This is a genomic window from Terrimicrobium sacchariphilum (assembly GCF_001613545.1).
GTDB classification, from domain to species: Bacteria; Verrucomicrobiota; Verrucomicrobiia; order Chthoniobacterales; family Terrimicrobiaceae; genus Terrimicrobium; species Terrimicrobium sacchariphilum.
In genome coordinates, this window is record NZ_BDCO01000003.1 from 506,918 (window position 1) to 528,441 (window position 21,524).

Genomic DNA, 21,524 nt, shown 5'->3' on the forward strand with positions numbered 1-21,524 from the left:
GTTATTTCGAAGCTTTCTCGGGGGTCGGGTCGGCAAAGTCGATCATCTCCAGGTGGAGGGAGACCCGGACGAGTTCACGCCCGAGGACGACGTTGAGGTCTTTTTTGGCCGTCTCTGTGGTGGTGGGAGTGTAGGCCGTATTGGGGGTGGCTTCAGCTTGGGCGACCGGAGGACCCGCCTGGTTGGTATTCTCCACGTTTACGCTGCGGATGATGAGGAACTGGTTGTCGTTGAGGAGGGAGTTGAAGGCGACCCGGAACTTGCTCTGCTCGGAAGTGAACGAGATATCGAAGGGCGAGCGCTCGAGAACCTTCACCGGGGTGGCTGGACCGTTATTGCCGCCCTTTTTCTGGTTGGCGGCAGCCGCTTGCTGGCTCGGGGCATTGTTTCCCTCCTGGATGAGTGGAGCGCGGACCAATCCATCGATGGACTGGACGCGGAAATCAATGAGTCGGAGTACGAGCTGCTTGATGACAGTCAATTGCCGGGCGAGGAAGGGAGCCGCCTGTTCCGAAGGAAGGGAGTTCGCGTATTGGCTGAAGCCAAGGTAGAAATCGGTCGGAAGGCCGACGCCCGCCTGCTTGGCTTTGTCGGCGACTTCATTCACCGAGGCTCGAAGATCGTCCTGAAACCTCTGGGGATTGACCGACATGTCGAGCGGTGCCTCCATTGCGGCAAGTTTCTTGCGCAGCGAGAGCAACTGCTCCTTGTACTGTTCGGTCTGGGCTTTGCTTTTCTCCAGATTTTCAACGCTCGGGAACGGGACGCGTTCCTGGAGGCCGTGAAGTTTGGTGATAGCCTGGTTATAGGCTTCGGTAGCTTCCTGAGACCGCGTGAGAGCTTGCGAAAGGAGGAAAGCAAAGGCACCGGCTCCCACGATCGTGAAAGCGGTGATTCCGGCTAAAAAGGGGTTTTCCTGGAGCCACTTCATGGCAGAGCGATGGGATTACGGAGGGGTAGGATGATTGTGTAGGGATACGCCCAGCTTCTGCCATCGGGGGTCGTGCGCTGTGGCACGATGTCGGTGTCTTTCTTTCCTTCCAGATTGAAGGCAGGCGATTCTTTGAGCTGTTTTACGAATTCGTCGATGACCTTTGGGGCATCCAGACGATCGGGCGGATTGGCCAGAAAGAGGCCGTTGATCTGAAGGGCATCGATTTTCGGCGGGCCGGCATCGGGTTTTGCTCCAGGCGCCGGAGTTGTCGCGACGGGGGTGACGGCGGCGGTTTTCGTTCCTCCAAAGCTGTAGGGTTTGCCTTGCGACAGCGGCTGGAGGTTGGTGACCCAGATATTATAAGCCGGGAGTCGCGTTGCGAGTTCGTCGACGACGTTTGCCCAGATCGCGCGCTCCGCGACGGTGAGGATGAGCGGGGCGGCTGTCTCCTGGAGGGCTTTGTTCTCGGCGTCCACCCCGGCAAATTGATTTGCCACCTGCTCGAGGCGGGAAGCCTCGGCGGTCACGCTATCAAGCTGCTCCTGGGTGATGTCGGCGGAGCGATTGACGAAATACCACCATGCGCCGAGCGAGGCGATGATGCAGAGCGAGGCGAGAACGAGGAACGGCTTGCGTTTGGCGAGGTCCTGCTCGCGGACGACGCTCTGTGGGCGGAGATTAATCTCCACGGGGCAGTTGCCGATGGCGCGCAGGGCGCATCCCACGACTTCGCCCAAGGCATGAGCCCGGGTTGAGGCAAAATCCGCTACGACCTGACTGTTGACCGTGACGTTGCGAAGGGGATTGAAATACTCAATCGGCGTCTGCAGCTTCTCGCTGAAAAACTCGACCATGTAGGGGAGGCCTACGGTACCGCCGCAGAGGAAAGTGCGGACAGGGGCGCTGCCTCCCTGGTTTTGGCGGTAAAAGCTGATCGAGCGGGCGATATCTGCGTGCAGGCGGGTCATGGTGTTGCGCACGATCTTCGAGATGCGCATTTCCGTCGGGTCCTCCGGCTCGGCGTAGGCTCCGCCCAGACCGACAAATCCCTTTTCGAGCTTCAACTTCTCGCCGACAGTAACATCCTGCTTGAACTCCTTGGCGACGGCGGCACTGATGGTATTGCCTCCGACCGGAATGCTGCGGCTGAAAACGCGATCACCTTCCACGAAAATGAGGTTCGTGGTCCGCGCGCCGATATCGACCAGCAGCGAGCAGCCGCTCAGGTCGCTATAGTTGTAGCGAAAAGCGTTGTAGAGAGCCATCGGGGCGACGTCGATCGTCGCGCTGCGGAAACCGCCCTTGTTGATGGACGAGTTGATGTCTCCCAGTTGATCGGCCTTGATGGCGACGAGGACAACGTTCCAGTTGTTGTCCTTGGCTTCGCCCATGATCTGATGGTCCCAGACCACTTCATCAATGGGGAAGGGGACGTTCTGCTGGGCTTCAAAACCGATGATGCTTTCCACATCGTTCGGGCTGCTGCCGGGCAGTTTGACGAAGCGAGTGAAAACCGCCTGCGACGGGAGGGCAAAATGGATTTTTTCCTTGGCGGAAATTCCCAGAGCTTTGCGCAGGTTGGCCACTGCGGCCTCGATCTGCGCGGGACGAGTCAGATCCGCTGCCGGATCGACGATCAGCTCCTCTTGCTGGCAGGCGTGAAGGGTGACGCCGCCAGACGGGTTGGTGTGAAATTCCGCCAAAGTGACGGTCTGCATGCCCAGATTGAGGGCGAAGATACGGTTAGGCGAGGCCATCAGGCTGTTGGAGGTGATTCTTTGGTGTAGGCGGGGTGCTTAATTGCCGGAGGTCTTGGCTTTGACCGGCTCGAAATAATCCCATGCGAGATGGGAGAAGGGGGTTTCCGTTTTATTCAGAACGAATCCCTGGACAGGCTGGAATTGGGTCCACCATTCGCCGCGTCCTTTGAGGCTGTTGGTGGCAACGACCTGTCCCTGGCTGGTGATGGTCACGCCCACGTCAAAGACCGTGCTGGCCGGATTGGTCAGGGAGCCGCCATCGAAGAAGCGTTCCAAGGTGCGCGGGGCGACATACACGACGGACTTGAGATCCTTGCCCGGCATGACCGTGGTATGGGTGACGGTGCCCACCAGCATGGTCGGTTTCCGATCTTCTGTGACCTGCTGGTTGTTGAGGAGGATGTAGTAGGTAAAGGTGAGGTCGTCGAGGTACTTGACGTCCTTGGTCCGGGGAGTCCAGTCAAACGCGGTCTCGATCTCCAGCCAGTTCTTTGCCTGCCGTACCCGCTTGTTGTAGGTGCCTGCTCCCTCGGGCGACTGCTGAAATGCCGGAGTGATCTTGTCGATCTTGAAATCGCTGTTCGCGACCTGCGCGGAAGCGCATGCCATGGAGAGAAGACCAGCTGCGACTACAAGGGGAACCAGTTTGCAGGGAGGCATAGGGGGAGAAAAATATCCCAAATTCGCCGATTAGTTCAATACATTAACTAATTTAATCACGATTCCCAGTCACCGTGCGTCGGGAATTCCTGTGTGAGCCGGTTTTCTCTGGGAAATTCGGAGAAAATATCCGGTCGACCGGGAGGGGGGAATGCAGCTTCTCCGCAGGTATGGAAGGGCTATTTTGCGCCAGATCCCAGGAGCACCGCCGGTACGGTTCGGATCAGGATGCCGAAATCAAGTGAGAGCGACCAGTGATCGATATACTCCAGGTCCATCTGCACCCAGTCGTCAAAGCTTGTTACGTTGTTGCGTCCCCGCACCTGCCAGATGCAGGTGAGCCCGGGCTTCATGCTGAGTCGTCGCCGATGGGAGACGTTTTGGAATTGCTCAACCTCGTAAAGCGGCAGGGGGCGGGGGCCGACGAGGCTCATCTCTCCTCGGAGCACGTTAAAGAGCTGGGGTAGTTCGTCGAGGCTGGTCTTGCGCAACCAGCGGCCAATGGGCGTGATGCGCGGATCGTTTTGCACTTTGAAGACGGGTCCGCTCATTTCATTCAGGGCCTGGAGCTCCGCCTGACGTTTTTCGGCATCCGAGTACATTGTTCGGAACTTGAACATGGTGAACGGCTTACCGTGAATCCCAGCGCGGCGCTGCCGGAAGATGATCGGGCCTGGGGACGTGAACTTCACCAGCAGCGCGATGATGATGAGCGCTGGGCTGATGACGAGCAAGCCGAGCGCAGAGCTGGCTCGATCAAAGGCCGCTTTCACCAGCAAGGCCCATGAAACGTCGGGAGTGGCGCGAAAGACCAGCATGGGACGCCGGCCCAGGCTCTCGTAGGTGGGTCGGGCGACCGAAGTGCGAATAAAATCCGCGCTCAACCAGGCTTCGACTCCCTCGACTTCGCAGGCTTCGATGGCTTTCTGCACGGTTTCCAGCTCGATGCGCCGGAAGGCGAGGATGACACGACCGACATTCTGGCGATGAATGGCATCGACGAGATTTGCCACCGGAGACTTCTCCAAATCGACCAGCTCCACGACGGTGATCTCCAGCCGCTGGGAGGGGCTGAAAGCGGCGACGATTTCGCGGGCTTTGTCCAATTCCCCCGCGATGATGATTCGTTCGCCAGCCCCGCCAAGGGAGAGTTGATGAATCCGTCGCCAGACCGCCAGACGTTCCTTGATGATCAGCGCAGCGGGAGCGAGAAGGCAAAACAGGATGAGGACGGAGCGGCTCGGCACCTCCTGACGGAGGAAGATTACCGCGGCACCCAGCATGAGGCCGAGGAAGACCCCCGCCCGGGCGATCTGCTGGAGAGAGCGAACGATGGTTTTTTCCAGCGGATAGTTATAGTAGCCCTGCACCTCAAGGAGAAACGGGCCGAAAGGCATGATGATCGCCAGCATCCAGAGAAACCGCTCGAACCCCGGGATGTCGTAGGCATGATCGAGGACGATGAACTTCGTCGCGCGAAGCGTGTACGCAAACCAGAACATCGCGCCTAGTATGAAGGCATCGATCAACTGGTTGAGTTGAAGGTTTATTTCGGTTTTTCGTGCCAGCATATGGCTACTCGCCAAGGGAGAGGATCAACGCTATCATGTCCTTTAAATATGCGAAGAAAGAAAAGGAGCCTTCCGCAATCAGCGGTTGTGGGAACGATTCACACTCTCCGAGGATTCAAACTGGCTCCGAAGGCTGATGTCGACTGGTGCGAGGTGCGGGTCGACCTCCTGCCGAGGCCTCCTGAACCCGAACTCCTGAACGGTGTTAAGAAACCTTTGATCCTAACAGTGCGTCGCGGGGATGAGGGGGGCGGTCTCGCCTTGGCCGAAGAGGTGCGGGCGGAACTCTATCACGAGTATCTTCCCCTGGTGGATGCGGTGGATATCGAGGCAAGGTCACTGTCTGCGCTGGAGGGGGTGGTCGCTGCAGCGAAAATATCCGGCAAACTGGTCGTGGTTTCCTTCCATGACTTTGAGGGTATGCCCTCTTCCCGCCGGCTGCGAAGGATCGAAAAGGGGGCGCGTGATGACGGAGCCGACATCGTCAAGGTGGCGGCTGTGACGACGGGACCCCGGGATGTCGCAGTCCTCCTGGATTTTCTCGATGGGGCGGAGGGTGCTGCCTCCGCGATGGGGATGGGCGAGCTTGGCAGGGCGTCCCGATTGCTCCTGGCCAAGGCCGGGTCTGCTCTGAACTACGGCTGGTTGGATAAACCCCAGGTTCCCGGCCAGTGGCAGGCGGAGGAGTTTGCCGCCTTGTTACGGCAGGCCTGATGATTCACTCGAGCATCAGCCTCGCGCTGGTCGCCGCGCTTGGCTACACGCTGGCCGCATTGTTCCTGAAGTCCTCGTTGCAACGGGGAGCCAACGCCGCGCAGGTGAACTTTGCCGCCAATCTGGCAATGGGGCTGGTGGTTCAGCCCTTGTGGTTTTTTCAGGGACCGGCGGCAGGTCCGCCGCTCTGGCAGCCCCTGGTGTGCGCGACCACGTTTTTCCTAGGACAGATTTTCACCTTTGCCGCGCTGTCTCGTGGCGATGTTTCGGTGGCGACGCCGATGATGGGGACCAAGATCATTCTGGTTACGGCCATGAACGCACTGGTGTTTGGCCAGGCAATCAGCCAGCGCTGGTGGTGGGCGGCAGCCATTGCGTCGATATCGATCTGGTTGCTCGCGGGAGTTGCCCCCAAGGGAAAGCACCATGATGTGCTCCTCACGGCGTTGCTGGCGCTGGTATCGGCGTTTTTCTTTTCTCTCACCGATGTCCTGGTGCAGCACTGGGCAGCCGCAGCGGATGAGCTGGAGTTTCTGCCGACGATGTTTCTCTGGACCGCGATTCTTTCCTCATTCTTTTACCTCGCCATGGACCGATCGGCATTGAAGCCACCCCGTGCGGTGATGCCATCCCTCACGATGGGAGCCGCTTTACTGGGGCTGCAGGCCGGGCTCATGTTCCTGGCCCTGACGTGGTCGCATGACGCGACGGGCGCGAATGTCCTCTACAGCTCCCGGAGCATCTGGAGTGTCGTGATCGCCTGGTCGGGAGGGCATCTTCTGGGGCTCAAGGACGTGGAGGCGGGGTTGCCGGTGATGTTGAGCCGTCTGGCAGGAGCGCTCTTGCTCTTTGGAGCCATCATTCTCATTCTCCTCTAGCCATGCTGGCCCAATTTACCGAACAACTGCGCGCGGGCGCGGCGATGACTCGTCCCGATATCGAAACAGTCTGCTCGCTCCTCCTGGATGAGGGGCAGTCCATTCCCATGCGAGCCGATTTTCTTCGCGCCTTGGAGGGCAAGGGGGCTACAGCGGATGAAATCGCGTCGTTTGTCGAGGTGCTGCTTCTGCGGGCAAACTCCCCTGCGATCACTCCGGAGGGCATCATCGATGTTTGCGGGACGGGTGGAGATCGCCATGGCTTGGTCAATATTTCGACGGCTTCGATGTTCGTCACTGCGGGCTGCGGGATTCCGGTCGTGAAGCATGGCAATCGTGGCGTGACCTCAAAAAGTGGAGGTGCAGATGTGCTGGAGGCGCTCGGAGTGCGCATCGATACCGCTCCGGAGCAGGCTGCGGAGATCCTGGAGAGAGCTGGTTGCGTGTTCCTTTTCGCGCCGCGGTATCATCCCACCTTCAAGGCTATCGCTCCCGTGCGCAAACTCCTGGCAGAGGAGGGCACTCCCACCATTTTCAACCTGCTCGGGCCGCTTCTCAATCCCGCAAAGCCGGAGTTTCAGCTCGCCGGGGTTTTCAATCCCAGCCTGCTTCCGCTCTACGCGGAGGTCTTCCGGCTTCTCGGTCGCCACAGCGCCTGGGCGGTGCATGGCGAATCACCCGAGGGCGGCCTCGACGAAGTATCCACTCTGGGACCGACGACGGTTCACCGCGTGGAGGATGGCGAGATTTTTCAGGATCAGCTCGATACTGAAAAACTACCCATCTTCCCAGCAGTATTGACCGACCTGAAGGGCGGAGGCGCGGAGGAAAATGCCCGTACGGTGGTCGAGGTGCTGGAGGGTTCCGGTCCCGTTGCGATCCGTCAGATCATCGCCCTGAATGCTGCGTGTTCCCTGCTGGTGACGGGGGCCGAGGTGCAACTCGACGAGGCCTTCCGCCGGGCGGAGGAGTCGATATCCGCCGGGCGGGCTCTGGAGTCGCTGAACAAGCTGCGCCGCGCCACCAACTGAGGAGGCGGACTATTTGGGCAGGTGCCGGGAGCAGTATTCCCGGCCATCCGCGGCGACGCGGAAGTCCTCGTGGGGATTGCTGACCTCGTTGGCTCCGCAAACCTCGCAATGATGCATGTACTCAGGAGCGCTCTTTACGGCTTGGTCAAATTTGGCCCGGCGCTGGGCGTTGACCCGGTCGGACTTCATACGTCGGAAAATTTCGGGGGCGAAGAAAAGCAGGTAATTTGCGAGGCTCCAGGTCGTCGCGACCTGTACGCTGGGAGGTCCGACAAAAAACATGTAGGTGGGCCCGAGTAGACCCCAGATAGCAAGCCACTTGATCTTCACGGGAAAGACGAAAAACAGGAGTATCTCCAGGTTGGGTGCGATGGTGGCGAGGGCAAGGAACAGAGTGAAATTCAGGGAGATGGAAGCGCTGGAACCGCCGAAAACGAGGGCCACAGCCACATACCCTAGCATGCCTAGCAGATAATATAGCGTCAGGCGGAAGGAACCCCAATTGGCCTCGAGCATGTCACCGATCCACCACGTAAAGTAGACGTAGAAAATCATGAACAGTGGGCCGAACAAGCCGGAGCCAGCACTCGGGATGAAAATCCAGCTGACGAGACGCCATATCTCACCCCGCCAGATGGCATCGCGATCGGCAACGAGGAGGGAGAGAAAGCCCGGGTTCGCGATCGCGAGGAGATACACCAGGATATTCAGGATCATGACGTAACGGATCAGGCCTGGAATGGCGAGGAAGCCGAAGCGTCGTTCTAAACGGTCTAGGAAAGTCACGGCGGTATTACTCGTCGGTCAGGCGGCTCGGATCAACGCCCAAGTTTAATCCGTCGGTGGGACTGGATTGTAGCGCCGCTTGATGCGCTCCAGGTAAAACACGCCGCCGAGCAGGCCCCAGAGGAGGTACACGGCCATGCCAGCGATGGAGATCGTGGTGCCGATGCCCGCGGGGGTGTGGCAGAGCTCCTGCAGGAGATTGTCGAGGAAGGCCTCGCGCAGGCCGATGCCATTGAGGCTGATGGGGAGAGAGGAAATGGCGGTCACCAGCGGCATGATCGAGGTCATGTCCCAGAAACTCACCTGATTGGTAAAGGCTTTGGCCGCGAAGCAGAAAGCCATAAAGTAGGCGAAGAGCATTGGCACCGTATAGATCGTGCCGAGAATGGCCTCGCGACGATTTTCGATACAGAGCTGCCAGATCTTTGAGAGCTTGATGAGGTAGGATCGAAAGGGGAAGCGACGGGGCAGGCGGCTGACGAGGCTGCGTTTGGTCAGGATGAATGAGGCGATGAGCGCAGTGGCCATGACAAAAAGCGTGATCGCGAAAATCTTCATCATGTTGCCGACAGCGAAGCTCTGGGCAAACCAGGCGGAGCGCGTCCAGGCAAAGATCAGGCCGATGATAACAAGGACGAAGATGGCCAGTACCCGGTCGACAGCCACGCTGAGGAAACCCTCGGTTTTGTGTTCCGGGTGGTCACGCATGAGAAATATCACCCGCACCACATCGCCCCCGGTGGTGCCGGGGAGGAACTGGTTGAAAAACGCGCCGATGAAGAAGAGGCGGGTGATTTCCTTCAGGGGCACCTCGATATGGAGCATGCGGAGGAAAAGCTGCCAGCGAAGGATGCCGAAGAACTCGCAAACACCCGCGGCGGCGACGGCGAGGATCATCCACCTCCAGTCGGCCGTGGTGAGGGCCTTCCAGATGGTGATACGACGCTGCTCGTCGTGAAAGAGCCACCAGAGGAGGCCGAGGGTGACCGCCACCTGGAGGACGGTCATGAGATGATGCAACAGCGATGGCGCCTCAATGCGAGGCGCGGCTGACTCGTTGCCTGGAGGAAGCTTTGGCGTCATCGACGGCGAACTTTGTAGTCGCCGCCGTCTTTGACGCCCAGCAGTTTTTGATCAGATGGTGGTCGCACCGACCGCTTCGCGAGCCGCAGCACTGGTGTACTGGCGGTTCAGGCGGGCGATGAACGACGCCGAGATGCCAGCGGGGCAGACGGCCTCGCAGGCATAGTAGTTGGAGCAGTTGCCGAAGCCGAGATCGTCCATGGTGCGGACCATGCGGACCGTGCGGCGCTCGCTCTCGGGCTTGCCCTGGGGCAGGAGGCCGAGGTGGGCTGCCTTGGCGCTGACGAAGAGCATGGCGGAGCTGTTCGGACAGGCGGCGGCACAGGCGCCACAGCCGATACAGGCGGCGGCGTCCATCGACTCGTCGGCGATGACTTTGGGGATCGGTACGGAATTCGCATCCGGCGCGGAGCCGGTGCGAGCGGTGATGAAACCGCCGGCCTGGATCACCTTGTCGAGAGCGGTGCGGTTCACGGCGAGGTCGCGGAGGATCGGGAAAGCCCCGACCCGGAACGGCTCGATCGTGATGACGTCGCCGTCCTGGAACTTGCGCATGTAAAGCTGGCAGGTCGTGCCGCGGCCGGGGCCGTGGGGCACGCCATTGATGGTCAGGCTGCACATGCCGCAGATGCCTTCGCGGCAGTCGTGGTCAAACTGGACCGATTCCTTGCCTGCCTTCTCCAGCTCCTCGTTGACGATATCGAGCATCTCCAGGAAGGAGGCTTCGTCAGGGATGTTTTTCGCCGGGTATTCTTCGAAACGACCGGAAGTAGTCGGGCCGTCCTGTCTCCAGACGCGTAGAGTGAAGTTCATGGGATAATCAGAATTACTTGTAGCTGCGGGTGGCGAGTTTCACCGTCTCGTAGGAGAGCGGCTCTTCCAGGCGGGTCGGGGTGGCGTTTTCGCCCTCGAATTTCCAGCAGGCGACGTGAGCGTAGTGCTCGTCATCGCGCAGGGCTTCGCCGTCCGGAGTCTGGTACTCCGAGCGGAAGTGACCGCCGCAGGATTCATTGCGCTGGAGGGCGTCGCGGCAGAGGAGTTCGCCGAACTCAAGGAAGTCGGCCACACGGCCGGCCTTTTCGAGCGACTGATTCAGGGTCTCGCCCTTGCCGAGCACGTTGACGTTCTTCCAGAATTCCTCGCGGAGCTTGGGAATCTTGTCGAGGGCCTCGGTGAGGCTCTCCTTGGTGCGAGCCATGCCGCAGTTGTCCCACATGATGTGGCCGAGTTCGCGGTGGAAGCTGTCGACCGTGCGGCTGCCCTTGATGCTGAGGAGCTGGCCGGTGCGGGCCTTGACGGCTGCCAGGGCGTCCTGGAACGGGGCGCTGTTGACGTCGGGCTTGGCCTTGCCGAACTGCGTGTTCAGGTAATCGCCGATGGTGTACGGGATGACGAAGTAGCCGTCGGCCAGGCCCTGCATGAGGGCGGAGGCGCCGAGGCGGTTCGCGCCGTGATCGGAGAAGTTGGCTTCGCCGAGGACGTGCAGACCCGGGATGTTGCTCATCAGGTTGTAGTCAACCCAGAGGCCGCCCATCGTGTAGTGCACGGCGGGGAAGATACGCATCGGGCGCTCGTAGGCGCTCTCTCCGGTGATGTTTTCGTACATCTCGAAGAGGTTGCCGTAGCGTTCCGCCACGACTTTCTGGCCGAGGCGCTTGATGGCGTCGCCAAAGTCGAGGTACACGCCGAGTCCGCCGGGGCCGACACCGCGGCCTTCGTCGCAGACTTCCTTCGCACTGCGGGAGGAAATGTCACGCGGGGCGAGGTTGCCGTAGCTCGGATATTTGCGCTCGAGGTAGTAGTCGCGGGCGTCCTCCGGGATTTCGGAGGGAGCCTTGCCGCAGTCTTCCTTGCGCTTGGGCACCCACACACGACCGTCGTTGCGGAGCGATTCGCTCATGAGGGTGAGCTTCGACTGATAGTCGCCGCTCACCGGGATGCAGGTCGGGTGGATCTGCGTGTAGCAGGGGTTTGCGAAGTACGCGCCCTTCTTGTAGGCGCGGTAGGTTGCGGTGACGTTACAACCCTTGGCGTTGGTCGAGAGATAGAAGACGTTGCCGTAGCCGCCCGTGCAGAGGAGCACGGTGTCGGCGGCATGGGCGCGGATCTCTCCGGTCACCATATCGCGGACGATGATGCCCTTGGCATGGCCGTCGACGAGCACGAGATCGAGCATCTCGGTGCGGGAGTACATCTTCACCGTACCGGCGGCAACCTGGGCCTCGAGGCCCTGGTAGGCACCGATCAGGAGCTGCTGGCCGGTCTGGCCGCGAGCGTAGAAGGTACGCGAGACCTGTGCACCGCCGAAGGAGCGGTTGGCGAGGAGGCCGCCGTATTCGCGGGCAAAGGGAACACCCTGGGCGACGCACTGGTCGATGATGTTCGCGCTGACCTCGGCGAGACGGTAGACATTGGCCTCACGAGCGCGGAAGTCACCGCCCTTGATCGTGTCGTAGAAGAGACGGAACGTGCTGTCGCCGTCGTTCTGATAGTTCTTGGCCGCATTGATGCCGCCTTGCGCTGCGATGGAGTGAGCGCGACGGGGGCTGTCCTGGTAGCAGAAGCACTCAACGTTGAAGCCCTGCTCGCCGAGGGTGGCGGCGGCGGAGGCTCCGGCCAGTCCGCTGCCTACGATGATGATCTTGAACTTCCGCTTGTTCGCCGGGCTGATGATCTTTGCGGTGTTCTTGTAAGAGGACCACTTTTTGTCGAGCGGTCCGGCGGGAATCTTGGCGTCAATGCTCATTTGATCGTGTTCTTGCCCAGTCCAAAGATGAGGATGGAGATGGGGATGGAGGAGTAACCGACGAACAGCGCCCACGCATAGACGCGGGCGATTGCTTCATAAACCGGACGCATCTTGCGGCTGGTCACGCCGAGCGTCTGGAAGAGGCTGCCGATGCCGTGGCTGAGGTGGAAGGCGAGGAGCCCCAGGGAGATGATGTAGAACGCACTGACGACCGGGTTGCTGAACCCGAGGACTACCATGCGGTAGACGTCGTGCACCGTTTCACCGTGCAGCTCGGTATCGAGGTGCGCCCAGCTGGGATTGAAGATCAGCAGGGTGAAGTGCGCGAGATGGAAGACCACGAAGGCCAGGACGATGAGGCCGGTGAGGCGCATCGTGCGGGCGAAGACCGTCGTCTTGATCGGGTCGCCCACGGCATACTTCTGCGGGCGGGCGACGGCGTTTTCCTTCCACAGCAGCATCGTGAAAAAGATGTGCAGGAAGACCGTGGCCAGCAGCCCGAGGCGAATCACCCAGAGGAACGGCCCCAGGTCGCGGAGGTGCTTGGCGTAGGCATTGATGAGATCCGGGCCAAAGTAGATGGTGAAGTTGCCGAGCATGTGCCCGGTAACGAACAGGACGAGAAGGATTCCGGTTACGGCGACGATCGTTTTTTTCCCAATAGAGGAAAAGACCCATCGGCATAATGCCTCATGGATCGGGATGCCAGCCGTAGACGTAGCAGAGGAAGCGGACATGGCAGAATTAGATATTCTAATACGTTTGGACAAGCAAGAGCCTAACCATCCTGCCGAGGGAAAAATTTTTCCGTGGCCCCTTATTTCGTCGCGAAATCGACGAAATCGGTAAGTGTCAATTCCGGCTTGGCTTCTGAAATGGCGTTGTCCTCATTGAGTAAAACGACGCGGCTGGGTCTGTCGGAGGCGGTGAAGCCGATGAGCCAGAGATATTTGTCGTAGCCGGTGTCGGTCTTCTTGGCGGCGCTGGCGACGAGGACATAATCACCGGGAGCCGGGGTGACCATGTCGACCCGGCCATTGGAGTCCGTGATGGTGACCGAGATGGGCGAGGAGAGGATGGACTTGAGCTTTTCTGACGCATCGGAGAATCCGAGCGATTTATCCGCTGCCACCGTGGAAATTGCCTGTTCCACGCTCTCCCGTGGATAAAGACCCACGGTGGAGCCGCTCATGACGGCGACCTGTCCGGCGGTGGGAGAGTAGGTGATGATGCCGCGGATTTTGCCAGCCGGAGTGACCTCGTTGAGGACCTGATTCTCCAGTTTGAGGGTTCGCTGCGTTTCTGTTGCCTGACGGTTCTTTTCCCGCAGCACATTGATCTCGTCACTGAGAGTGAAGACCCATGCGACGAGGCCGGCACCGATGCAAAGAAAGACGAGGGTGATGAGCCAGGGCAGGACATTGCCCTTTTTGCTGCGATGAGAGCGAGACGAGCGGCGGGAATGTCCCTCCGACGAAGAGCTTTTCGGGGCGGAATCCTGCGGGGCTGTGCTGGCGGGCTGCCGGGCCGACGCGGAAGGATGGGCATCTTGCCACTGGTCGAGGGTTTTCCAAGCGCCGCTTTTCTCGTCGAAGAAGTGGTCGGTCGACTTCAGGGTGCCCATCTCGACGTAGTCGGAGATTTTATCCGAATCGTACACGCCGAGGAGTTGACCGTTGCGTGCGATATGGATCTGGGTCTTCTTCACTTGGGGAGGTCTTTGGATTGATGGTCGCGCACCCATGCCAGGGCTTCCTCTCGCGAGGTGAGTTGACCTTCGAGTTGCAGGGTTTCGACCGCCTCTAGGACTTGCTTGAAAACCGGCCCCGGTGTCCAGCCTAGAGCGATCAAATCGCGACCATTGATGAGCGGCTCCGGAATAAGCGGTTCATTGGCAAACTCCTGCTCTTTTGCGAGGAGGAAGTGATAATTGTCCAGCATGCCGTGACTGCTCTGGCAATCGACGCGGTGAAGTTCGAGTTCGTCAATGAAGGTCGGGCGTGCCATGAAGCGCTTCAGGCGTGCCACCCGCATGTTTTGCACATCCTTGAAAGTCATGTGATGCTGGACGATCTCGATCGTTGCCTCGATCTCGTCGTTGGAAAACTTCAGCCGACGCATGATGGCATCCGTCATGCGGGCGCTGACCGTCTCGTGGCCATTGAAGCGGATGCGTCCGGTGGGATCGACCTGCCGGGTGGGCACCTTGCCGATGTCGTGAAAGAGGACACCGAAGACGAGAGGCAGCGAAACCTCCTCCGGCAGCATGTCCAGCATGATGCGGGTGTGGACGTAGACGTCACCCTCCGGGTGAAACTCCGGTGGCTGGTCGCAGCCTTTCATCGCGGTGATCTCGGGTAGAAGTTCGTCCAGGAGGCCGCTGGCGTCGAGCAGGTCAAAGCCTGCAACGCGGCGCGGGGAGAGGAAGATTTTCACGAGTTCCTCGCGGATGCGTTCGGCGCTGACATCATGGATGCGCGGCGCGTACTCGCGGATGGCCTCCCAGGTGGCGGGCTCGATATCGAAAGCGAGTGTCGCGCCAAACCGCACTCCGCGCAGGATGCGCAGGCGATCCTCCTCGAAGCGCTTGCGCGGCTCCCCGATGGCGCGGAGGAGGCGGAGCTGGAGGTCGGCCTCCCCGCCGACGTAATCCAGCACCTGCTGGACTATGGGATCGTAAAAAAGGCCGTTGATCGTGAAATCGCGCCGCGAGGCGTCGCCCTCGGCGGTCGTATAGACGACTCCCTCGGGATGACGTCCGTCGATGTAGGCGCCATCGGCCCGGAACGTCGCCACCTGGTATTCCTCACCCCGGGAAACCACGAGGACCACGCCGAACTGCGCCCCGACTGGCACGGTGCGGGGAAAAATCTCCTGCACGCGTTCCGGCGTCGCATCCGTGGCGATGTCAAAGTCCACCGGCGCCTTGCCGAGCAGCCGGTCGCGTACGCAGCCGCCCGCGAAATAGGCAATATGCCCGGCTTCGCGCAGGATGCGGATGATCTCGGTGGCTTCGGCTTCCATGGAAACCGGCACGATAGCGTGTCCCGCAGCGGGCCGCAAAGTTTCCCGGCGGGATGTAATATAAAATTCGTCTAGTCTGTGACGAGGGTGGGATAGGACGGCTGGAACATCAGCGCGGAGATCGCGTCCTCAGGAGTCGCTCCGAGATCGTTCCTGGCCAGTCCGAGGCGGGTGGCCTCCACGACGGTAGCCTGAGCCACCTTGAGCGAGACTTCGCGAATGCGGGTGAGTTTCGGATAGACGCAACCCTGGGCGAGATCCTCGGGGGTGGTCTCCGCGGCGAGGGCTCGTGCGGCGGCGAGGAACATCGTGTCGGTCACGGTCGGGGTATTGGCGGCGAGGACGCCCAGGCCGACGCCCGGGAAGATATAGACATTGTTTCCCTGGCCTGGTCGGAAGGTTCGCCCGCCGATCTCCACCTGGGCAAACGGGCTGCCGCTCGCGTAGATGGCGCGTCCCCCGGTGGCTTCGTAGGCCTGCACGGGAGTGCATTCCGCCTTGGAGGTGGGATTCGAGAGGGCAAAGATGATCGGACGGTGGTTATACTCGCCCATGCGTTGCAGGATCTCGGGCGTGAAGGCGGGCCCGATTCCGGCCACACCGATGAGCGCGGTCGGGCGGATACGCTCGACAGCCTCGGCGAGGGTGGCCGCCTGCGGAGCCTCGTGGGCGTAGGGCGCTTTATGAGAGGGAAGCTTGGTATCGCGTCCCGCCACGAGGAGACCCTTGGAGTCGACGAACCAACAGCGTTTTCGCGCCTCGGCCTCGGACATTCCCGCCTCAACCAAGGCCCGGACGAACAATCCGGCGATGCCTGTGCCCGCCTCGCCTGCGCCCAGGAACAGGACGGTCTGGTCCGTCAGCGGCTTGCCGGTTTCCTTGCTCGCGGCGATCAGACCTGCCACGGCGACAGCGGCAGTTCCCTGGATGTCGTCGTTGAAGCAGCAGATGCGGTCGCGCCACTTTTCCAGCAGGGTGAAGGCATTGTGGTTCGCAAAATCCTCGAACTGAACGAGACAGCCGGGGAATACCTCCTGCGTCGCGGCGATGAATTCATCCATCAACGCCTCGTATGCTTCGCCGCGTACACGCTTTTGCGGTAGGCCGATGTAAAACGGGTCATCTAGGAAGCGGGGATTCTCCGTGCCGACGTCGATCGTGATGGGCAGGCACTCGGAGGGATGGACTCCCGCGCAGGCGGAGTAGAGAGCGAGCTTGCCGACGGGGATGCCCATGCCGTAGGCGCCAAGATCGCCGAGGCCGAGGATGCGCTCACCGTCGGTGACGACGATGACGCGGACATTGGTTTGTGGCCAGTTGCGCAGGACGGACGCGATGCGCCCGCGATCGTTGCTGGTGATCCACAGGCCGCGCGGATGGCGCAGGATGCTGCCGTATTCCAGGCAGGCCTGGCCGACGGTCGGGGTGTAGATGATCGGCATCGTCTCCTCCAAGTGGTCGATCAGCAGCTTGTAAAAGAGGGTTTCGTTCCGCTGCTGGAGCGCGGAGAGGAAGATGTATTTCTCCAGGTCGTTCGACTTGCAGCGGAGCTGGGCCAGCACGCGCTCGACCTGCAGTTCCAGATTGACCACGCGGGGCGGCAGGAGCCCGCGTAGGCCGAGCTGATCCCGCTCCTCCTCGCTGAAGGCGGTGGCTTTGTTCAAAAGGGGGTGGCGAAGGAGCTCCACACCATGCGGAAGGTGCGGCTCATGAGAAGAGAGCGAAGCAGCAGCGGACATGAAACGTAAGTTTATGCCCTTGTGCTGTTGCTGTAAATTAGTAAATCTAATACAAGCCCGGAACAGGCGTTCGGTCCCCGCCCTTGCCGGGCAAAATTTTCTTCTTCGACTACGAGGCTGCTGGCAGCGGAGGCACTTGAGACTGAGCGGGTTCCTCTGCGGCGAGCAGGCGCTTGAGCAGGCCGTCTTTATCGGGCGGGATCACGGTCAGAGCGACATCGCCGTGAAGCATCTTTTCCGTTTCGAGGATTTCAAAAACCGCATTCAGGATCTCCCGGTCGGCGGCGATTTCCTGAATGGCCTTGCCGACGAGGTACGGGCGTACGGCGGCGGCGTGGGCAAATTCCTTTGCAGCCGTGCGCTCCGCTCCACTGCGAATGATGGCGACCTGGTTGGCACCCTGCTGGCGGATGGCGGAGGTGACCTGCCTGAGGCGGTTGACCACCTTTTGCTCGATCTGCTGGATCATCTGCTGATCGCGGAAGTGGACCTTGCGGATGTAGACCGAGCCGAGCTGGTATCCCCAGGCGATGGACTTGGGCGAGACCTCATCGCGCACGCGGTGGCTCATCGAGTGGCGGTCCTCAAGCAGGCTCTGCAGCGGCATGTTGCTCAGGCAGCGCACGGCGGCATTGCGGACGTTGGCGCGCAGGGAACCGCGCGGATCGGTATTGCGAAAGAGGTACTCCACCGGGTCGGACACAGCCATCTCGTACCAGACGCCGATGCCCATGGGCGTTCCCTCCTCGGAGTTGACCGGCTGGCTGCGGAGGTACTCCTGATCGATGCGCATGTCGACCTTGCGCACGCCGCCGAAGAACCGGATGAGCAGGCTTTGCGGTCCGATCTTGAGTGGCAGGAAGTGCAGGCCGGGCTCGGAGAGCACTCCCACGACCCGCCCGAAAAGCAGAAACACCTGGGATTCGCGCTCCTGGACGACGGCGAAGAGGCAGAAAAACTCTGCCAGCCCCATCAGCGCGGGAACGGCAATGAGGCAAAAGAAAAAGGTGACAAAGGCGACGGCGAGAAAGGTCATGACTTTGCCTCCACGATGATGCGGCGGGCGCGCTTGTAGAGATCGAGGCGTACGTTTCTCAGATAGCCGGGAATGGCATCGGGGCCGCTTTGCTTGAGCTGGCGGAGTTGCTCGGCCAGCCAGTTGAGCGGTTCGACCTCGGCTTCCGCGTTCATGGTCTGGATTTCCACGGCGCGGCGGCTTTCCTCGATACGCTGGTCGGCGAGGGCCTGGGCCACGCTGATCTCGGAGGAAACTTCGTTGTGCGCGGTGTTGATCGCGGCGAGTGCGCCGTCGATCTGCGGCGGCGGGTCGATGCCGGTGATGAGCGAGGCGTCGAGGACGATGCCATAGCGTGCGGCGGAGCTGCGGCAGTGCTGGTCCATCTGCTCGTTGAGGAGATTCAAGTTCTTGCGCAGGTCGTTAATCGAGATGCCCTCGAGGTGCTGTTCGCCGGAGGTGTTATCCTCCGGCGCGCGGAAGGTCGCGATGCGTTCCCGCAGCACGGAAACGAAATATCCCATCACGTGGGCGATGGGGTTCTTCACGCCGAAGAGGAAGGCATAGAGATTCGCCTCGCAAATGCTGAAGCGGATCTGCCCGGTGACGCCGATATTGAGTTGATCCTGCGTCACGGCCTCGAGGACCATGCCACCCTGGTTGGCGTCGGGTGTCTCGGGATCGTAGGCGATGCTGGCGGTCGCAATGGCGATGTTGACCTTGTGCACTTTTTGCCAGGGCCAGCGGAAATATGGGCCGCCGGGCGGGATCACCTGGATTTGCGGAAAGATATAGCGCTCGCGGTCCGTCTCGGAGAGATCATCCGCGAGGGGAGTGTCGAGTGTGCTTCCCTTCAGCCGTTGAGCCCGGCCAAAGCTGGTGATGACCGCACGCTCGTTGGGCGCGACGGTATAGAAACCGAGGGCGAGCGAGCGGAAGATAAGATAAGCCGTTAATCCGAAGAGTAACCCGAAGAAGATCTCGATGCTGGTCACGGCGGGGTGTTTTGCCCGTTATCGGGAAACGCCCCAAGGGAGGCAAGTGCCGAATTGAAAACACAAGGAACCGGTCGCACGCCTGAGCGGGTGGCGCGACCGGTTCTGTAAGTTTCTACTAAGCTTAGGCGAGTACGGCCTCGACCGTTACAGTCCGACCGGCCGGGGCTGTCGGTATGATGTTGCCAGGGACCATCTGGCCATCGACCACGAGCGAAGTAATGCCCTTCGATTTGCCGGAGGGATTTTTCACCGTGATGTCATAAGTCGCGCCGCGGAATTTGCGGGTGACCTTGAACTCCGGCCAGTGGGACGGAATGCACGGATCGAGGCGCAGCCCGGTGTAGTCGGGCTGGATGCCGCAGAATCCCTGGCTGACCGTCAGGAAGGTCCATGCCGCGCAGCCGGTGAGCCATGCATTTTTGGCTTCGCCCGGGTTGGCGGCGTCCTTGCCCGCGATCATCTGGCTGTAGACGTAGGGTTCCGCGCGATAGGTATCGATGATGTCTTCCTTCGCGGCCGGGCAGATCGAGAGATAGTACAGGAAGGCGCGGTCGCCGTCGCCCAGCTTCATCAGGGCAAACTGAATCCACGGGTTGTTGTGGCAGAATACGCCGGCATTCTCTTTGTAGCCCGGCGGATAGCTGGAGACCTCGCCCAGCTCGACGTGATACTCGCTGTACGCGGGCTGTTGCAGCACGCAGCCATGCTCGAAGAAAAGGTGCTCGTGCACGCTGTCGAGCGCAGTGCGGGCGCGTCCGTCCTCGATGCCGACTCCGCCAAGGATGCACCATCCCTGGCTCTCGATGTAAATGCGGCCTTCCTCGTTGACGGCGGAGCCGACCGGCTTGCCGTAGGCGTCGTAGGCGCGGACGAACCACTTTCCATCCCAGCCGTGCTGGTCGACGGCGGAGAGGATTGTGTCGTATCCGGCCCGAATGCGCGCGGCATCCCCCGCTTGGCCGAGATGGTCGTAGAGACCGGCCAGCAGATCGGAGGCGTTGAGAAACAGTCCGGCGATCATTACGGATTCCGCCACCTTGTCATCGGCTCCATGCCCTGCGAGCTGGAAGGATTCGTTCGGCTCGGTCGAGAAGCAGTTGAGGTTCAGGCAATCGTTCCAGTCGGCGTGGCCGATGAGCGGGAGGCCGTGCGGCCCGACATTCTCCAGGCAGTAGCGGATGGAGAGTTCCAGATGGTCGAGCAGCGTGCCGGATTTGGCATCATCCGGCTGGTCGGCATAGCCGATATCCTCGCTGAGTATTGACGTATCCCCGGTTTCCTTGATGTACGCGCAGGTGGAGAGGACAAGCCAGAGATGGTCGTCCATGAACCCTCCGCCGATGTCGGCGTTGCCCTTCTTGGTGAGCGGTTGGTACTGGTGAAAGCACAGTCCGCTGGACATCTGCGTGGCGGCGATGTCGAGCACGCGCTGGCGGGCCTTCTCCGGCACCATGTGGACAAAGCCGAGGATGTCCTGGTTGGAGTCACGGTAGCCCATACCTCGCCCGATGCCGGTCTCGAACAGCGAGGCCGAGCGGCTGAGGTTGAAGGTGGTCATGCACTGCACCTGGTTCCAGATGTTCCCCATGCGGTTGAGTTCCGGGCTGGGGCTTTGCACCTGGAAGACACCGAGGCGTTCATCCCAACGGGTCGTCATATCGGTGAAGGCGCGGTCGACGTCTTTGACGTCGCTGTACTTCTCCATGATGGCCCGGCCAGCCGCCTTGTTCATGACGAAGGGAGCGTCGAATTTCGCTGCGTCGCCGACCTCGACGTAACCGAGGACGAAGGTGAAGACCTTCTCCTCTCCGCCAGCGAGATGCAGATCGAGGGAGTGGGACCCGATGGGATTCCAGCCATGCGCGATGGAGTTAGCGGATTTCCCGGCCAGGACGACCTTTGGATCGTGCAGGCCGTTGTGAACGCCGACAAAGGCGTCGCGCGAGGTGTCAAAGCCGGCCACGGGATGCGTGCAGCCAAAGATGGTGTAATGACTGCGCCGTTCGCGGTATTCCGTTTTGTGATAGATCACGCCGTCCTCCTGCTCGACCTCGCCGATCGAGTAGGTGCGCTGGTAGTTCGTCGCGTCGTTCTGGGCCTCGTAGAGACAGAATTCAATGAAGCTGAAGAGCTGGATGTCGCGGGCCTGGCCGGATTTGTTGCGGACGGTGGTCTTCCACAGTTCCACCGTCTCGTTGTTGGGAATGAAAAAGAGCACCTCGACCTCGATGCCGTTCTTCTCTGCCGTGATGCGGCTGTAGCCGAGGCCATGGCGGCACTCGTAACGATCCAGCGCCGTACGGGTCGGTTTCCATGTCGGATTCCAGATCGTGTCGCCGTCCTTGATGTAGAGGTATCGCCCGTTATTGTCGTACGGGATCTCGTTGTAGCGGTAGCGGGTGAGGCGGCGAAGCTTGGCGTCGCGGTAAAAGGTATAGCCGCCGCCGGTATTCGTGCAGAGGCCGAAGAGGTCGTCCTGGCCGAGATAGTTCAGCCAGGGGAGCGGTGTGTCCGGGCGCGTGATGACGTATTCCCGGTTGTCGTCGTCGAAGTAACCGTAAGGATTCACAGAGGAGGGTGGG

18 protein-coding genes are annotated in these 21,524 nt (G+C 60.7%); 3 read left to right on the forward strand and 15 right to left on the reverse strand.

Features of this window, described 5'->3' with window-relative positions; all coding sequences use genetic code 11:
* Position 1 precedes the first annotated feature (1 nt).
* The 4 genes from TSACC_RS19935 to TSACC_RS19950 form a co-directional block, all read right to left on the reverse strand.
* Entirely contained in the window at positions 2-931 is a 930-nt protein-coding gene (locus tag TSACC_RS19935; protein ID WP_075081208.1) for an Amuc_1100 family pilus-like protein, read from the reverse strand.
* Entirely contained in the window at positions 928-2,691 is a 1,764-nt protein-coding gene (gene mul2B, locus TSACC_RS19940; RefSeq protein ID WP_075081209.1) for an Amuc_1101 family PilM-like pilus complex protein, read from the reverse strand. The genes TSACC_RS19935 and mul2B overlap by 4 nt, the downstream gene beginning before the upstream one ends.
* 39 nt (positions 2,692-2,730) lie before the next feature.
* Positions 2,731-3,303 carry an Amuc_1102 family pilus-like protein gene (locus TSACC_RS19945; RefSeq protein WP_237764039.1) on the reverse strand — a complete coding sequence of 191 codons (573 nt, stop codon included), beginning with the start codon at positions 3,301-3,303 and terminating at the stop codon, positions 2,731-2,733.
* Between the two features lie 230 nt (positions 3,304-3,533).
* Positions 3,534-4,925: a sugar transferase gene (locus TSACC_RS19950; RefSeq protein ID WP_075081211.1), complete on the reverse strand. Its 1,392-nt coding sequence runs from the start codon at positions 4,923-4,925 to the stop codon at positions 3,534-3,536.
* Between the two features lie 87 nt (positions 4,926-5,012).
* Between TSACC_RS19950 and TSACC_RS19955 the strand changes: the two genes are divergently transcribed.
* Genes TSACC_RS19955 through trpD form a run of 3 tightly spaced genes read left to right on the forward strand, consistent with a single transcriptional unit; the run spans position 5,013 to position 7,548 of the window.
* The gene (locus TSACC_RS19955) at positions 5,013-5,639 is read left to right on the forward strand and encodes a type I 3-dehydroquinate dehydratase (RefSeq protein WP_075081212.1); all 627 of its coding nucleotides are present in this window, start codon (positions 5,013-5,015) and stop codon (positions 5,637-5,639) included.
* Positions 5,639-6,517 carry an EamA family transporter gene (locus tag TSACC_RS19960; RefSeq protein WP_075081213.1) on the forward strand — a complete coding sequence of 293 codons (879 nt, stop codon included), beginning with the start codon at positions 5,639-5,641 and terminating at the stop codon, positions 6,515-6,517. The genes TSACC_RS19955 and TSACC_RS19960 overlap by 1 nt, the downstream gene beginning before the upstream one ends.
* Positions 6,518-6,519: 2 nt before the next feature.
* Positions 6,520-7,548, forward strand: coding sequence for an anthranilate phosphoribosyltransferase (trpD, locus tag TSACC_RS19965; protein ID WP_075081214.1), 1,029 nt, complete (start codon positions 6,520-6,522; stop codon positions 7,546-7,548).
* 9 nt (positions 7,549-7,557) lie between these two features.
* On the opposite strand, the gene TSACC_RS19970 is transcribed toward trpD, so the two are convergent.
* From TSACC_RS19970 to TSACC_RS20020, 11 genes are all read right to left on the reverse strand, one after another.
* Positions 7,558-8,334 (reverse strand): rhomboid family protein, encoded by a 777-nt coding sequence (locus TSACC_RS19970; protein ID WP_153811549.1) that lies wholly within the window; start codon positions 8,332-8,334, stop codon positions 7,558-7,560.
* A gap of 45 nt (positions 8,335-8,379) precedes the next feature.
* Entirely contained in the window at positions 8,380-9,417 is a 1,038-nt protein-coding gene (locus TSACC_RS19975; protein ID WP_075081216.1) for a lysylphosphatidylglycerol synthase transmembrane domain-containing protein, read from the reverse strand.
* A gap of 51 nt (positions 9,418-9,468) precedes the next feature.
* Complete coding sequence (locus tag TSACC_RS19980; protein ID WP_075081217.1) at positions 9,469-10,230, reverse strand: succinate dehydrogenase/fumarate reductase iron-sulfur subunit; 762 nt, start codon at positions 10,228-10,230, stop codon at positions 9,469-9,471.
* A 13-nt stretch (positions 10,231-10,243) separates the two neighbouring features.
* Complete coding sequence (locus TSACC_RS19985) at positions 10,244-12,163, reverse strand: fumarate reductase/succinate dehydrogenase flavoprotein subunit (RefSeq protein WP_075081218.1); 1,920 nt, start codon at positions 12,161-12,163, stop codon at positions 10,244-10,246.
* Positions 12,160-12,903, reverse strand: coding sequence for a succinate dehydrogenase cytochrome b subunit (locus TSACC_RS19990; protein WP_075081219.1), 744 nt, complete (start codon positions 12,901-12,903; stop codon positions 12,160-12,162). Before TSACC_RS19990 ends, TSACC_RS19985 begins: the two co-directional genes overlap by 4 nt.
* An 80-nt stretch (positions 12,904-12,983) precedes the next feature.
* Positions 12,984-13,874 carry a hypothetical protein gene (locus TSACC_RS19995; protein WP_075081220.1) on the reverse strand — a complete coding sequence of 297 codons (891 nt, stop codon included), beginning with the start codon at positions 13,872-13,874 and terminating at the stop codon, positions 12,984-12,986.
* On the reverse strand, positions 13,871-15,190 hold the full coding sequence (locus TSACC_RS20000; protein WP_075081465.1) for a CCA tRNA nucleotidyltransferase: 1,320 nt from the start codon (positions 15,188-15,190) through the stop codon (positions 13,871-13,873). The genes TSACC_RS19995 and TSACC_RS20000 overlap by 4 nt, the downstream gene beginning before the upstream one ends.
* A gap of 71 nt (positions 15,191-15,261) precedes the next feature.
* Positions 15,262-16,929, reverse strand: a complete 1,668-nt coding sequence (locus TSACC_RS20005) for an NAD-dependent malic enzyme (RefSeq protein WP_075081221.1) — start codon at positions 16,927-16,929, stop codon at positions 15,262-15,264.
* A 109-nt stretch (positions 16,930-17,038) separates the two neighbouring features.
* Positions 17,039-17,965 (reverse strand): SPFH domain-containing protein, encoded by a 927-nt coding sequence (locus tag TSACC_RS20010; protein WP_075081222.1) that lies wholly within the window; start codon positions 17,963-17,965, stop codon positions 17,039-17,041.
* Positions 17,962-18,930: an SPFH domain-containing protein gene (locus TSACC_RS20015; RefSeq protein WP_075081466.1), complete on the reverse strand. Its 969-nt coding sequence runs from the start codon at positions 18,928-18,930 to the stop codon at positions 17,962-17,964. Before TSACC_RS20015 ends, TSACC_RS20010 begins: the two co-directional genes overlap by 4 nt.
* A gap of 133 nt (positions 18,931-19,063) precedes the next feature.
* Positions 19,064-21,511 carry a glycoside hydrolase family 94 protein gene (locus tag TSACC_RS20020; RefSeq protein WP_075081223.1) on the reverse strand — a complete coding sequence of 816 codons (2,448 nt, stop codon included), beginning with the start codon at positions 21,509-21,511 and terminating at the stop codon, positions 19,064-19,066.
* Between the last annotated feature and the right edge of the window lie 13 nt (positions 21,512-21,524).